We start from the raw sequence: 13,763 nt of genomic DNA, 5'->3' as shown, positions 1-13,763 counted from the left end.
TAGCACGAATGGACGCAGGGACATAAGAAAAAGCTGTCAGCAATAGACAGCCATTTTTATTCCGATATTCAGGTATCAAACAGAGTGCCGTTTAAAGCACGTATATATCTCTTTGCGGATTCTTGCACTGCCGAGTTAGCGTCGTGTTTACCACACGATGGAATGCATTATACAGCCTATCAAATTGAATCTTGCGGACCCTGTCTGCCATTTCTTTAACTTTAAAAGAAGGCAGTGGAATGAGTTAGGATAACTATACATAAAACTAACCCAGTTTGTGTCTGCGGTAACCTGGATAATGTCTCCTGTCAATAAGATCCCTTTTTGATTATTGCCATTAGCCCACTCCATGACGGTGCCGCCTTTAAAATGTCACCCAAGCCGATGTAAAGTGATTCCATTATGTATTTCGAAGATATCTCCAGACCAATAGGTAATCTTGTCACTTGGACACATCTGCCAGATTATGAAACCACTCTAGCGTACATACATTCATATCTAGTTTTCCTTTATCGTGACGATTTTGAGATGAATAACGATTTTCAAATTCATTTAACCAGTTTTCATAGTCATCGTACTTTAACGGTCTTATTACTAATCTTTCTTTTTCTGAAATTAAAGGTAATGTTACCTCTTTCAATTTCAATGTGACATCTCCTTCAAATTTCATGCAAAAAACCTCATCAGCTGCAAGGTATTTAAAAAAACGGGCTTATCTCTTCTTTCTCTCTTGCATCAATTCTGCCATTTGTTCGGAATGTAGGTTTCCTTCATTTCGCAATTTTTGAATGATATTCATATAATCTGTTTCATTTCGATTTTGACTTAATTTAAATGCGGCCTGAACTTCTTCAACCTTGATCTTAAATCCAACAATTCCCTTCAATTCTCTATCTAAAAGCTGCGGGGAAAGTTTATCCCATAAAACAGGATCTTCACGATTTTTTTCATATTTTTCAAGCATCGCGGTTAAATCTTCGATCAGTTCTGCTTTCTCTAAGATGCTGGCTTTCCCATATACATGTACGGCTTGATAATTCCAGGTTGGAACTTGTTCCTGCTCATACCAGGAAGAAGAAATGTACGCATGCGGCCCTTGAAACATGACAAACACATCTTCACCGTTTTCTAATGTTCTCCACTGTGAATTTCCATAGGCGAAATGTCCTGAAAGATAATATTCCCCGCCTTGTTTCTTTACACCTAGAGGCAGATGGGTGGCAATGGGTTTCCCCTTATCTGTTGTTACAATGGTCCCAAAGGAGTTGTTTTTGACTACATCCCAAATTTCATCAAGTTCTTCTGCCTTAAAATATTTAGGAGTATACATATTGAACCACCTTTCCAATTGTTATAGAAGTGTTTTAGTCATGATAAAGTCCACTTGTTCTTCATCCCCCATATAAAAAGAATGGGCACCGGTCTGGACAAACCCCATTTTCTTATAAAAAGCAATCGCATTCTCATTTTTTTCCCATACCCCGAGCCAGACGTTCTTTTTGCCGCCTTCCATCGCAAGTTCAATTGCCTGATTGAGAAGATATTTACCAAGTCCATGCTTTTGAAATTGACTTCTTATATAAATTCTTTCAATTTCAAATGAGTCCTTCCCCATTTCTTCAGTCTGCGCATCCCAGGTATTGACCTTTAAATATCCCGCTGCTTCATCATTAAAATAAACAAAAAAGAATTGGGAAGAAGCATTGGATAATTCGTTTTCTAATTGTTTCAAGTTAAAGGCCCGTTCCAAATAGGCAATCATATTTTCTGGTGAGTTTTGCTGCTTGAAGGTTTCATTAAATGTGTCATAGCTGATTTCCTGCAGGATGGATACATCCTCCAGGGTACATTTTCTTATATTCATAGTCATTGATAGATCCGCTCCTTATGGTGATTAATAATTTCTCTTGTTTCCCTTTTTTACAAATTCCCAGTCGACCTCAATATTTTTTCTAACTCGTTGAAGAAGGCCGGATAGATTTTCTATTTCGCCTTCAGAAAGTCCTTCTAAGGCGATAGTATTGGAATATTCATTTTCTCTTTTTATAAACGGATTGACTCTTTCCCCTTTATCTGTTGGGAATAGCTTTTTTATTTTTTTATTGTGTGGATCCTCCTTTTTTTCAATAAAACCATTCATATCAAGTTTTTTGATGGCACGAGCTGCTGTTGTTCGATCCACTTTAATCATTTCAGCTAATTTTTCCTGAATGATCCCCGGGTTTTCACAGATTCGCACAAGATACAAATACTGGCCTTTAGTAAGATCAAACTCCTTGAATTCTATATTGCTTATAGAATCTAAAGCCCTGGCAATCATTCCGATTTCCCGCAGAATTTCTATCATCCTATTCTCCTTAGCCTTAATTTATGTTGCAAATACAATAAAGCTGGCATATAGTCAATGTATCGTATGTTTATTGCAATTGCAACAAAAAATAAAGAGAGATGAAGTAAGTGAACTACGATGAATAGGGTTTATAAACAAAACGGGACCGAGCAATATCAAAATTGCTCGGTCCGCTGTTGCTGCCTAAGTTCTGTTGTTTAGGTTTCTCACACATGAGTTATATCTCTATTTTCAAAGACAGAAAGTACCTGCCATTTTATCCATCCCTCTCTGTACATGCAGCTTCCAAGTGAAGCAGCTTCCCGCCATTCACCCAATCCTCTGTCTTTGTTTCCTTATTAAAATAACTGCAATGCTGCTGAATCTTAGAATTTTTCCTCCACTGAATATACATATATTTTATGTTCTTGTTATCTTTAAACGTAACATACGCAACCGTTCCCCTAATATCATCCGAATTCCTTTTAAACTGATACTCAGCCGACACGTCAAAGTCTTTTTCCTTATATCCCTGATCCGCGAGATAATTCTTTGTCGCGTTCATCACCAAGTATTTTCGGACAGGCCCGCCAGGAAGAAAAAGATAAACTGCCAAACCGATAAGAACCAGACTTACTAAAACATACCACTTACCCTTTTTCATTGATCAACCTCCACTGTATTTCTACATTAGATATTCCATGATCAGTAAAAAAATCCTTTTTTATTTGGGATATATTTGAAAAAAGGAGGGCGGGATGTCTAGCAGTTAAACTGCTGCTGAATTTTTAGGTACCCTCTTATCTGGATCATAATTGTTTTGTCTGATTCTGCTCAAAGATCCCCTTTTTTTGCTCAAACCTGGCTAGTTTTTGCTCAGGGCTATAGGACTTCTGCTCGAGCCCCACCCCTTTTTGCTCCGCCAACTTAAGAATTTTCTCCAGCTCCTAATTTTGCTCAAAGATCCTCTTTTTTTGCTCAAACCTGGATCGATTTTGCTCAGGACATAGGATTTTTGCTCGGGCCCTCCCTCTTTTTGCACCACCCTCGTAAGATTTTGCTCCAGCTCCTGGTTTTGCTCAGAGATCCCCTTTTTTGCTCAAAGCTGGTTCGGTTTTGCTCAAGGCTATAGATTTTTGCTCGGGCCCTCTCGCTTTTTGCTCCACCTCCATATAATTTTGCTCCAACTCCTGGTTTTGCTCAAAGATCCCCTTTTTTTGCTCAAGCCTGGATCGGTTTTGCTCAGGACCATAGGTTTTTTGCTCTGGCTTCCCTCTTTTTGCGCCGCCCCCGTAAGAAATTGCTCCAGCTCCTGGTTTTACTTAAAGATCCCCTTTTTTTGCTCAAAGCTTGATCGGTTTTGCTCAGGACCATAGTTTTGCTCGGGCCATCCCTCTTTTTGCTCACTCTCTGGGAGATTATGCGTGTCGGAGGAAGCTCCATCATCAAGTTGGATGTCCGCATCATCGCAGCCACACACCGCGATTTGCAAATCGACATCCGTGAAGGATGATTCCGGGCAGACTTATATTACCGCCTCAATGTCCTGAACATCCCGCTTCCTCCCCTGAGAAAGCGCAAGGAGGATATCCCTTTACTCGTAAGATGCTGCTGAACAAAATCAGTTATCGCTACCAAGGCCCAAAACCGAGTCTGCCAGACGAAATCATCGACACATTCTCATATCATCCATGGCCTGGAAACATCCGGGAACTGGAAAATATGTTAGAAAGACTTGTCGTCTTATACCAGACAGACATTCCAAACGAAGACATATTACTGGAGATCAGCACCGAACTGAAGCATAGAAGTGAAACTAACTCCCCGGGACCAGCAGGACGATGAACCGGCAGATTCCCCTATTTTCGAGGGGACACTTCGGGATATGGAAAAGCAGGCTATCCTGAACAATCTTGAGAAATTTAACGGCAATAAGGATCTGACTGCACAGCATCTGGGGATCAGCCGGGCGACTTTGTGGCGGAAGTTGAAGGAGATGTAGGTATCCTAACCGTACATGCCAAGCATATAAGATCAAATGCCCAATTGGTCTTATATGTTTTCCATTTTTGTAATTAAAACTCTTAAAATTTAAAGTAAAAAAGCAAGAGATAGAATACCTCTCGCTTTTCCAGTTTATCTATATAGACACTCTCTTCTCTTTCGAGGATTGTAATGGCAGAGATTCAGTACGGCGCATTAAAAGATAATAGGAGAGCCCTCCAACAGCTATTCCTAAAAACCAGTTATATGTGTAAAGGGAGGCCAGTGAAGGAACGAACAGGCCGATTAGAGCGACAATAACTCCTATTACTGTTGCAAGGAATGCGCGTGGATTCCAGCCGTTGTTGTAGCTATACTGTCCTTCCTTTATAAAGAAGCTGTTTAAGTCATATTGCTTTTTCCGGATGATAAAGTAATCTACAATCATTATGCCGGATACTGGTCCCAGCATCCCGCCTATGGCGCCTACGATCGTAAAGATAGAATTCGCGTTGTTAAACCATAGCCATGGAGCAAAGAATAAACCGATCACAATTGAAATAAGGCCGGCCTTAACAAAATTCAACTTGCTCGGGATTAGGTTTATGAGATCGTACGCAGGTGAAACCACATTCGCTACTACATTGACTGATAAGGTGGCAATCAGCAGAGAGAACGCGCCCAATAACACAACGATAGGATTATCAAATTGAGTTAAAAGAGCAACTGGATCAGTGATTGGCTTCCCAAACGCAATAATCGTGCCTGCGGTAATCATAATGCTCATAAATGCAAAAAACGTCATCATTAGAGGCAGACCTATTCCCTGCCCGATCAATTGGTCCTTTTGGCTCCGGGAAAATCGTGTAAGGTCAGGAATGTTAAGAACCAGGGTCGCCAGCACACCTATCATCCCAGTTACGGAGAGAAAGAAGTTTTTCCAGAACTCCCCGCCCGAAAGTGTATGGGGAACTGCAAATAGCGGCCCAAACCCATTCGCTGTATCTACAGCCCAATAAACCAGTCCCAGTCCTAAAATGATGACCAGGGGACCCGCCCACATTTCAAATCGTCTTACCCGTTCCATTCCATGCGATATCACCCATGCGTGGAGTAACCAAAACGTACCGAATCCTATCCAATCATTTACTGCCATTCCCAAAAAGGAGTAATGACTTAAGGATTGCCAGCCAGGATAGATGACACCTATTACTGCACCAACCGCCTTGCTGCCCGCATAGGTCTGGACAGCAAACCAAAATATGGCGACAAAAGCCCGAATCAATACAGGTATATGTGCCCCTTTATATCCGAACGATGCCCTTATCAATACTGGAAAGGGCAATCCGTATTTTGTACCTGCCGCACTATTCAGCCAAATAGCGGCAATCAATGCCACATTAGACAGCAAAACGGCACCTAAAGCCTGCCAAACACTCATGCCCATCGCAATCAAGCTTCCCGCAAGTTCATAAGAAACAATGTTGTGGACCATACCCATCCATATCATCGAGTAGGATACCCAGCCCCAAGTTCTCTTTTCTTTCGGGACTGGAGCGAGGTCATCATTATATAAAGAAGGATTTGGGTTAATGACACTATTAGAGTTGGAATCCATTTAATCACCTTTTCAGTTAGGATTTAATTGGCTGGTCTTTAGAAAATAAAGTTTTGCTTTTTAAAAAGGGCGGTTCCATTGTACTTGAAACCTGCCCCAAGACCCTGATTCAAAAACACTTCAAAAAAATGATTTACTTTTTTAGCTTTGCTGCAGCATCCCCGAAGCTTTCCAGAATGCCAGCATATTCTTTTTTCTCCGGATATTTATAGGTTTTTAGTTTGCTTGTTCTCTTTCCCAAATCAACAATGGATTCAGCGAACTTTACCCCGGCCACTACGCCATCAATGACAGGAACCCCTAATTCTCTTTCAAGGCTGTCAGCAAATTCAGCCATACCCGCGCAGCCCAATAAAATGGCCTCCGCATTTTCTTCTTCTACAGCTCTTCTTCCTTCCTGTCTTAACATTTCTATGCCCGCGTCAGGATCTCTTTCAAAATCAAGGACACCCATGGGCGTAGTACGGATCTTCAAAACCCGCTTTTGCATTCCATAGGAATCTACAAGTTCCTCTAGCATGGTTTTGATTCTAGGTAAAACTGTGACAACTGACCATCTGGCAGCAAGGATTGAGGCTAAATAAACCGATGCTTCTGCTATCCCTACAACGGGTCTGTCAGTCACTTCCCTGGCAGCATGCAGTCCGGGATCGCCCCAGCATGCAATCACAAATGCATCTACTCCTTCTGCTTCACCTTTTTTGACTTCCTCTATCACTCCAGGAATACTTAAATATTCATCGTAGTACGATTCGATAGAGACCGGACCCATTTTAGGGCTGACCGCTAGGATTTCTGTTTCTGGACGGGCAGCTGACCTGGCTGCATGCTCAATTCCCTTTGTCATCGCTAAAGTAGTATTCGGATTAATTACCTTGATTTTCATAAAAAGGTTCCTCCCTATCTATTAAAAAAAAATTGGCTTTTTCTTACTTAATAGTTTCCAGGAAAGTGAACGGACACAGTCTATTATTTATTGCTTGCATGTTTTAAATCCCGCCTAGTGATTTTAGTGACAAAAAAATGTATTCACATCTTTACCATTAACGAGTTACACCTCCTTTTCTACTTCATTAATCTTTATCTTTTCATTTGAATGAGTAATTTCTGGCTGGTCATAAACTTTACTAATCCAATATTTCATCAAGACATAATACAAGACGATTGAAATGAGAAATCCAGTGACAAATCCATAGTCAGGAGAAATCAGGACGGAAAGTCCAGAAGGAATATAAGCAATAACTGCAGCAGGATTAATATTTCTCCAATACTTAAATTGGCCATCCACCTTATACAGCTCATCAACATTCAACTTCCGTTTTCTAAGCAGATAATAATCGGTAAACATAATCCCAACGATAGGTGCTAATGTAGCTGTTATGGCAATCAGGATTTGAGGGACAAACTCTGCATAATTCCAGGGTTGAATAAGCAAACCAATTATTCCTGCAATAATTGAACCCATCGCAAAGGAAATTTTTCTCGGAAACAGGTTCACGATGATGTATCCCGGAGGCAAAAGGTTTGCACTTATATTAGTGGACCATTGAGCCAGAATAACGAAGAATAAACAAACGATCAGGAGCAAGGGATTATCCTTACCCATTGTTTGAACCATCGCATCAATTGGGTTCCAGGTTCCTGTAGCTACCCCACTTGTCAAACCAATCACCGTAAATAGCAGCATCGATCCGATCAATCCAAAGGTGTGCGCCCAAAAGCTCCCCTTATTCGCTTTCCACCACTTAGGTTCACGGCTATCAGTATCAGTCTTTAAGAACCGGGTAAAATCAGGGGCATTAAGAGCCATTGTAATGTAAGTCCCCATCATAACAACGACTGCAAAACCCATGGTTACCCCGCCTTCTCCACCATGTGAGAGAATCTCACCGAAAGTAAGGTGATGCTGTTTCATAATGAATATTTGCAAGACGATGCCGATTATAAGAATGCTAGGTGATGCGAGCCATTCAAACTTCGTGATGGCCTCAATTCCCATGGCTGTATTAATGATTTGCAATGCGCCGAACACAATGATTAACAATGTTAGGTTTGAGTACCCTGTGAGAATCTTCATTATTGCATCCAGGGCATATGCTCCCATCCATGTTTGAAACCCAAACCAGAATACAGCTGGTATGGCTCGAACCACACCAGGTATATGAGCTCCTAAATATCCGAAACAAGCACGGATATAAACCGCATATGGAATTCCATATCGAATGCCAATATCCCCTAGTAATGTCAGCAAGATTGCGACAATCAGATTACCCACAATGCAGGCAATGATGATTTGCATCGGTGATAATGCTGGATAGAGCTGGGCTGCCGTTATGGGTGTTACAAGTTGTACAGCTATGCCCACCCAGAGGAAAAAATATGCAATCGAGGACATATTTCTTTCCACTTTCTTTGTAGGCATGATGTCTTTTCCCGTAAGACTTATTCCCTTTTCGTCTTCGTGATTCACTGACATGGCCACACCAACCTTTTACATTTTTTAGTTTAAGATTCACTTTTTCCTGATTGACTTGTTGTTGTGAAATTAGGGCCATGGTTCACCATTCTAAGAGGAAGCTTTGAACTATAATAGGAGAATGTGAAGTGTTTCGGTTCGTTATTCTGAGGTGAGCAAGACTTTTGTTCATATTTGAATGGCAGCCACTATGGGCTGCCATAGTCATATTTCAAATCAAATATGCTGTAATACTGTTTCATAAAGCACTTCTGTGCCAATTATAATATCCTCAATGTCGGCCCATTCCTTTGGGGAGTGGCTGATTCCATGACGGCATCGTACGAATACCATTGCCACTTCCGTAATTTCCGCTAATAGCATCGCATCGTGTCCCGCTCCGCTCACCATCAGCGGGGCATCAATTCCCAGGTTCCGGCAGGACTGCTTTAGTGATTGGACCAGATGATGGGAGCATTGTACAGGGAGAGCATCTACATATTTTTCAATCTTGTACTCTAGATTCCTGGACCTGCTTACCTCTTGGATTTTTTTTTCAATCCTTTGAATGACTCGGCTGCGGCGTTCCACATCAATATCACGAATATCCAGAGAAAACTCCACGGATTCAGGGATGATATTGTTGCCGCCTGGAAAGGCTGATATTCTCCCAACCGTTCCAACAGTTGGAGCATCTGAATCCCCCTTGCAAAGATTTTCGACAGCCAGAATGACTTCTGCAGCTCCCACTAGCGGATCTTTGCGAAGCTCCATGGGAACCGTTCCAGCATGGCCGGCTTCCCCTGTCAATTTTACTGTCGACCACACAGGCCCTGCAATTCCATCTACTATCCCTATTGCATGCCCGCTTTTTTCAAGATACGGCCCCTGTTCAATGTGAAGCTCGAAATAATGCTTTATTTCGCCGATTGTCCGGATGGAATCCTCCATTTGATCGGGATTGATGCCAAATCCAAACGTCTTAAGTGCTTCGTATCTGGACTGGTTATGATCATCCACTTTTTTTAGATCCTGCTGCGTGATTTTCCCAACCATTCCTCTGCTGCCAAACAGCCCGTCATTAAACCTTGAACCCTCCTCTTCACAAAAGGCTACCACTTCGATCGGGTGTTTATGAATAATATGGGCATCGGTTATGGACTTTACGATCTCAATGCCTGCGAGTACTCCAATGGTTCCGTCAAACTTTCCGCCATTTCGGACTGAGTCGATATGAGAACCGATCATGACCGGCGGCAGTGAAGGATCACTTCCTTCCTTTCTTCCAATCAAGTTTCCGAAATGATCATGAGAGACAGTTAGACCCGCATTCTTCATCCACTCCGTAACGATGTACCTCGCCTCTTTATCTTCATTGGATAATGCAAGACGCTGGACTCCATGGTCACTCGTTTTTCCTATCTCCCCTAGTTGATTTATATGATTATTTAGTCTTTCCTTACTAACGGCTGCGGTTTTCATGCTTCCCTCCAATATTCTGATTAACGCTTTCTTAGTTCGTTCGTTTTCTTTAAATCTATCTCATCTTTGTCTGTAATGGCGACACCATAATCGGCAAAGGCTTTTTCCCTTGTAATAAAACCGTCAAGATAGTCTGATAGGACTTTCTCCGGGTCTCTTTCAACAGGATTTCCATATCCCCCTCCACAAGGACCAACAAGCTGAATGGCAGTTCCGCTTTTTACTGTTCTGTTTGGAAGTTTTGACGGCAGTTTTATACGTTTCTCTGAATCTTTTTCTACCATGGATAAACCGCCCACAGACCCATCCTGTCCTGAATCAAATCCCCATGGGGCAAACTTATGGCCATCTGCTTCTACAGAAAAGCTTCCGTCTGACAGGAATGAAACTTCCCTTATAGAACCGATTCCTCCCCGCCATTTCCCTGGAGCACTTTCATTGTCCCTCAGCTCATATCGGTTGACTCTTAGCGGGTAGTGCGACTCTATATCCTCAATTGGATTATTTCTTGTATTGGCATACAGCGTATCTACAGCATCCATGCCATCCTTGCCATAGCGTCCTCCATAGCTTCCTTCCATGATGTCCATGTAAACCCAATAATTATCGTTTTGCTGACCGCTGAAAGCCACAACCTGCAGATTTCCCACACCTGCACTAACTTGATGCGGCACTACTTGAGCCAGTGCTTTCATTAATGTATCTGCTACCGCATTTCCAGAATTGAAGCGGGCAATGGTTGGTGCCGGGAAATTCGGGTTACATAATGTGCCCGGTGGTGCCACGATTTCAACGGGACGTATTAATCCTGAGTTTTGCGGGAAGTTTCCATAGATCGTCGAGTCAAGCAGGATGGATCTCAATGTCAAATAGACTGCGATGTCCACTGTTCCTCTTAGCGGCATATTGACGGGCCTGTCTGATACCTGAGGTGAAGTACCTGTGAGATCAACCGTCAGCTCACTTCCATGAACCTTTACAGTAACATTGATTCTTAAGTCCTTTTTAGCAGGGTCATCGCTGTCTAGATATCCATCCAAAAATCCTTCCGCCGAGTATTCTCCATCCGGAAGTTTTTTAATCGCATCCCTCATCATTTTTTCTGAGTAGTTCATGAGTTCCTCACTGGCTGCCACTACGGTGTCCAGCCCATATTTTTCAATGATTTCCAAATATCTTTTCTCCCCAATCCTGGCTGCTGCAATCTGGGCTTCCATATCCCCAACCACTAATTTAGGAGCACGTATATTATCCACTAAAATATCCCAAACATAGCGGTTCTTTACACCTTTGTCATAGACCTTTATCGCCTTGAACTGCAGGCCCTCCGCATAGGCATCAACCGCATCCACTATACCGCAGCTTCCTGGAGTAGATGCGCCTATGTCCAAATGATGAGCAGTTGTCACAGAGAAACCAACTAACTCATTTTTATAAAATACAGGTATACAAAATCCTACATCAGGACCATGAGATGCTCCGTGATAGGGTGAGTTATGCATAATAACGTCCCCTGGATGGAAGGAGTCACTGCGCTCCTTCATAATTTCGCGAATTCCCTCTACATACCCTGGTATCGGTCCAGATTGAAGGGGAGTACTATGGGAGGACTCACAAAGCTGCTGACCTCTGAGATCGACAAGAGCACAGCCGAAGTCTTCCGACTCCCTGATAATACTTGAGTAAGACATCCGAGCAAGTTTATGTCCCATTTCGACGGCTACATTTTCTAAGGCACCCAAGACAACCTGTACAGTAATCGGGTCAATTTTTTTTAGTTCTACATTCGTTTGTGACATGATTAAACACCTACCTTGATCATCATATTTCCGTACTCTTCGATATAAGCAATGCAATTAGGCGGGATTACGGTCGTCGTATCTTTCTGAAGTACAATACACGGTCCACTGAATTCCACTCCTACAGGAAGCAGCTCTCTCTGATAAAACTTCGTTTGAACCCTTTCCAGGCTTCCATCTACATTAAAGATGGCTTCCCCGGTTTTTAATAGGGCATCTTCTAATTGATGACCCCGATGTACTGCCTGCTTTTCGATTTTTGGCATATAGCCTGTGCCTGTTACCCGGATATTTACGATTTCTATCGGACTCTCGGTAAAGTTGTGTCCATACTCCGCTTTGTGGCTTTGGTGAAAGTCCTCGAATGCTTCCATGATGGTTTCTTTGTCGATCCTTCCACCTGGCAAATCAACACGAAGTTCATACCCTTGTCCTGCATAGCGGCAATCCGCACTGCGCTGGACCCTGATCTGCTGTTCGGAAATTCCGTCTTCTTTTAATTGTTGAATAAGCTGGGTTTCAAGACCTGAAAAGTCTTCGTTAATACCTGGGAAATCCATGTTTGTACTCATCATGAACTCCGTTTTGATTACATCGTATTTTAAGTCGGTGGTTAATAATCCGGTGGCAGAGTTGATGCCTGGATATACAGGCACAATAACCTCTGGAATATTAAGAATGCGCGCAACATCCACTGCATGCAGAGGACCTGCACCGCCGAAAGCAACCAGGGAAAACTCTCTAGGATCCTGACCCTTCTGAATGGTTTTTTCTCGTATAGCATTTGCCATATTGTTGTTCATAATTTGAAGGATGCCCTCAGCCGTTCTTTCCCTGCTCAAATCAAGTTGTTCAGCCAATTCGTCAATTACCCTGTAGGCAGCATTCGTATAAATTTTCATTTCCCCGCCAAGGAAATTGTGTTCATCAATTCTGCCAAGTACCACGTTCGCATCACTGACAGTCGGTTTTAATCCCCCATGCCCGTAACACGCTGGCCCAGGCCTGGATCCGGCACTTCTCGGACCGACCTTAAAAGCACCTCCTTCATCAATATGAGCAATACTTCCCCCGCCAGCCCCAATCGTATGAATGTCAATCATCGGAACCATAACAGGGTATCCGGCAATCCAGGTGTCACGGGCGGAAGATTCGCTATATCCTTTATCAGTAATGATGCCTATGTCAGCACTGGTTCCGCCAACATCAAATGTGATAAGTCTCTGCCGGTTTGTTAATTCTCCCGCCCATGCTCCTCCGAGTATCCCTGCTGCAGGTCCAGATAAAAGAGTGGTTACCGGCCTTTCTGAGACGGTTTTGGGAGTAGCAACTCCGCCATTTGATGACATGATGTGCAGTTCAGCGGAAATTCCTGAATCCTTTAACCGTGATTCCAGGTTTTGAATATAATTTTTCACCTTGGGTCCTACAAATCCGTTAATGGACGCCGTTGTAAACCGTTCAAATTCCCGAAATTGCGGAGATACATCTGAGGATATAGTTACAAACGCTTCCGGATGTTCTTCTTCGATAATTTCCTTCACTCTTTGTTCATGTCCAGGATTAATATAGGAAAATAGGAAGTTAACAATGATAGAATCGATACCTTTGTCTCTTAGTTCTGCCACTGCTTCGCGGACTTGGTTTTCCTCCAAGGGCGTGATGACCTGATCTTTGACCGGGCCCATCCTCTCTGCCACAGCGATGCGATTCCTCCTTTGGACTAATGGCCGATCCTGCCAGGGGATTTCCTGCATGATTGAATAGTTTTGTGGCCTCTGATGTCTTCCTATATGTATGATGTCCCGATATCCCTCTGTAGTAATCATCCCTGTTTTAGCGCCATCATACTCAAGAATCGCATTGGTAGCGATCGTTGTACCGTGAAAGACATGGTCGATTTCTCCTTTAGTAAGGTTTTGACGCTCGCAAAGCTCAAGTATTCCCTTTACAACACCAGTTGACGGGTCTTCCAATGTAGTTGGGACCTTGTGAATAGCTGTCAATCGTTTCTCGGTATCACTGTATATCACATCCGTGAACGTACCTCCGACGTCTATGCCAAATAATTTCATATAACTTTTCCTCCTCTTTTTT

At 42.7% G+C, this 13,763-nt stretch carries 14 protein-coding genes and 1 pseudogene; 3 read left to right on the top strand and 12 right to left on the bottom strand.

Annotated elements, in window-relative coordinates; genetic code table 11:
• Positions 1-68: 68 nt before the first annotated feature.
• From H539_RS32915 to H539_RS0122160, 6 genes and pseudogenes are all read right to left on the bottom strand, one after another.
• Positions 69-462 (bottom strand): annotated as a pseudogene (locus H539_RS32915) (MBL fold metallo-hydrolase); the annotation flags it as partial.
• Positions 443-670 (bottom strand): hypothetical protein, encoded by a 228-nt coding sequence (locus tag H539_RS0122180; protein ID WP_026695347.1) that lies wholly within the window; start codon positions 668-670, stop codon positions 443-445. The pseudogene H539_RS32915 and the gene H539_RS0122180, both read right to left, overlap by 20 nt.
• Before the next feature lie 42 nt (positions 671-712).
• Complete coding sequence (locus H539_RS0122175) at positions 713-1,330, bottom strand: FMN-binding negative transcriptional regulator (protein ID WP_026695346.1); 618 nt, start codon at positions 1,328-1,330, stop codon at positions 713-715.
• Positions 1,331-1,351: 21 nt separating this feature from the next.
• Positions 1,352-1,870 carry a spermidine/spermine N(1)-acetyltransferase gene (gene paiA / locus H539_RS0122170; RefSeq protein WP_026695345.1) on the bottom strand — a complete coding sequence of 173 codons (519 nt, stop codon included), beginning with the start codon at positions 1,868-1,870 and terminating at the stop codon, positions 1,352-1,354.
• 24 nt (positions 1,871-1,894) lie between these two features.
• Positions 1,895-2,347 (bottom strand): MarR family winged helix-turn-helix transcriptional regulator, encoded by a 453-nt coding sequence (locus tag H539_RS0122165; protein ID WP_026695344.1) that lies wholly within the window; start codon positions 2,345-2,347, stop codon positions 1,895-1,897.
• A gap of 259 nt (positions 2,348-2,606) precedes the next feature.
• A complete protein-coding gene (locus H539_RS0122160; protein ID WP_026695343.1) occupies positions 2,607-2,993 on the bottom strand; it encodes a DUF3139 domain-containing protein in 387 nt (128 codons plus the stop codon).
• A 696-nt stretch (positions 2,994-3,689) separates the two neighbouring features.
• On the opposite strand from H539_RS0122160, the gene H539_RS32910 reads away from it, so the two are divergent.
• The 3 genes from H539_RS32910 to H539_RS32635 are packed head-to-tail and all read left to right on the top strand — an operon-like array spanning position 3,690 to position 4,331.
• Positions 3,690-3,842 (top strand): sigma 54-interacting transcriptional regulator, encoded by a 153-nt coding sequence (locus H539_RS32910; RefSeq protein WP_155890206.1) that lies wholly within the window; start codon positions 3,690-3,692, stop codon positions 3,840-3,842.
• A complete protein-coding gene (locus tag H539_RS33525; protein WP_483823620.1) occupies positions 3,839-4,174 on the top strand; it encodes an AAA-type ATPase lid domain-containing protein in 336 nt (111 codons plus the stop codon). The genes H539_RS32910 and H539_RS33525 overlap by 4 nt, the downstream gene beginning before the upstream one ends.
• Positions 4,140-4,331: a helix-turn-helix domain-containing protein gene (locus H539_RS32635; protein WP_155890204.1), complete on the top strand. Its 192-nt coding sequence runs from the start codon at positions 4,140-4,142 to the stop codon at positions 4,329-4,331. Before H539_RS33525 ends, H539_RS32635 begins: the two co-directional genes overlap by 35 nt.
• Positions 4,332-4,469: 138 nt before the next feature.
• On the opposite strand, the gene H539_RS0122130 is transcribed toward H539_RS32635, so the two are convergent.
• The 6 genes from H539_RS0122130 to H539_RS0122105 form a co-directional block, all read right to left on the bottom strand.
• Positions 4,470-5,930 (bottom strand): NCS1 family nucleobase:cation symporter-1, encoded by a 1,461-nt coding sequence (locus H539_RS0122130; protein ID WP_035323797.1) that lies wholly within the window; start codon positions 5,928-5,930, stop codon positions 4,470-4,472.
• A gap of 133 nt (positions 5,931-6,063) precedes the next feature.
• A complete protein-coding gene (locus tag H539_RS29380; RefSeq protein ID WP_035323794.1) occupies positions 6,064-6,816 on the bottom strand; it encodes an aspartate/glutamate racemase family protein in 753 nt (250 codons plus the stop codon).
• A gap of 165 nt (positions 6,817-6,981) precedes the next feature.
• Positions 6,982-8,406, bottom strand: a complete 1,425-nt coding sequence (gene ncs1 / locus H539_RS29375) for an NCS1 family nucleobase:cation symporter (RefSeq protein ID WP_051348740.1) — start codon at positions 8,404-8,406, stop codon at positions 6,982-6,984.
• Between the two features lie 216 nt (positions 8,407-8,622).
• Complete coding sequence (locus tag H539_RS0122115) at positions 8,623-9,867, bottom strand: hydantoinase/carbamoylase family amidase (RefSeq protein ID WP_026695340.1); 1,245 nt, start codon at positions 9,865-9,867, stop codon at positions 8,623-8,625.
• A gap of 20 nt (positions 9,868-9,887) precedes the next feature.
• Positions 9,888-11,666 (bottom strand): hydantoinase B/oxoprolinase family protein, encoded by a 1,779-nt coding sequence (locus H539_RS0122110; RefSeq protein ID WP_026695339.1) that lies wholly within the window; start codon positions 11,664-11,666, stop codon positions 9,888-9,890.
• A gap of 2 nt (positions 11,667-11,668) precedes the next feature.
• Entirely contained in the window at positions 11,669-13,741 is a 2,073-nt protein-coding gene (locus H539_RS0122105; RefSeq protein WP_026695338.1) for a hydantoinase/oxoprolinase family protein, read from the bottom strand.
• Between the last annotated feature and the right edge of the window lie 22 nt (positions 13,742-13,763).

The sequence above is a fragment of the Peribacillus kribbensis DSM 17871 genome (assembly GCF_000430765.1).
Classification (GTDB): Bacteria; Bacillota; Bacilli; order Bacillales; family DSM-1321; genus Paraperibacillus; species Paraperibacillus kribbensis.
Note: the sequence above shows the minus strand (reverse complement) of the source record. Positions and strands in the feature narration are given on the sequence as shown.

What these genes read in the sequence shown, in the direction of transcription:
- H539_RS0122180 (WP_026695347.1), bottom strand. Translation starts at nt 670, where the DNA reads ATGAAATTTGAAGGAGATGTCACATTGAAATTGAAAGAGGTAACATTA.
- H539_RS0122175 (WP_026695346.1), bottom strand. Translation starts at nt 1,330, where the DNA reads ATGTATACTCCTAAATATTTTAAGGCAGAAGAACTTGATGAAATTTGG.
- paiA (WP_026695345.1), bottom strand. Translation starts at nt 1,870, where the DNA reads ATGACTATGAATATAAGAAAATGTACCCTGGAGGATGTATCCATCCTG.
- H539_RS0122165 (WP_026695344.1), bottom strand. Translation starts at nt 2,347, where the DNA reads ATGATAGAAATTCTGCGGGAAATCGGAATGATTGCCAGGGCTTTAGAT.
- H539_RS0122160 (WP_026695343.1), bottom strand. Translation starts at nt 2,993, where the DNA reads ATGAAAAAGGGTAAGTGGTATGTTTTAGTAAGTCTGGTTCTTATCGGT.
- H539_RS33525 (WP_483823620.1), top strand. Translation starts at nt 3,839, where the DNA reads ATGATTCCGGGCAGACTTATATTACCGCCTCAATGTCCTGAACATCCC.
- H539_RS0122130 (WP_035323797.1), bottom strand. Translation starts at nt 5,930, where the DNA reads ATGGATTCCAACTCTAATAGTGTCATTAACCCAAATCCTTCTTTATAT.
- H539_RS29380 (WP_035323794.1), bottom strand. Translation starts at nt 6,816, where the DNA reads ATGAAAATCAAGGTAATTAATCCGAATACTACTTTAGCGATGACAAAG.
- ncs1 (WP_051348740.1), bottom strand. Translation starts at nt 8,406, where the DNA reads ATGTCAGTGAATCACGAAGACGAAAAGGGAATAAGTCTTACGGGAAAA.
- H539_RS0122115 (WP_026695340.1), bottom strand. Translation starts at nt 9,867, where the DNA reads ATGAAAACCGCAGCCGTTAGTAAGGAAAGACTAAATAATCATATAAAT.
- H539_RS0122110 (WP_026695339.1), bottom strand. Translation starts at nt 11,666, where the DNA reads ATGTCACAAACGAATGTAGAACTAAAAAAAATTGACCCGATTACTGTA.
- H539_RS0122105 (WP_026695338.1), bottom strand. Translation starts at nt 13,741, where the DNA reads ATGAAATTATTTGGCATAGACGTCGGAGGTACGTTCACGGATGTGATA.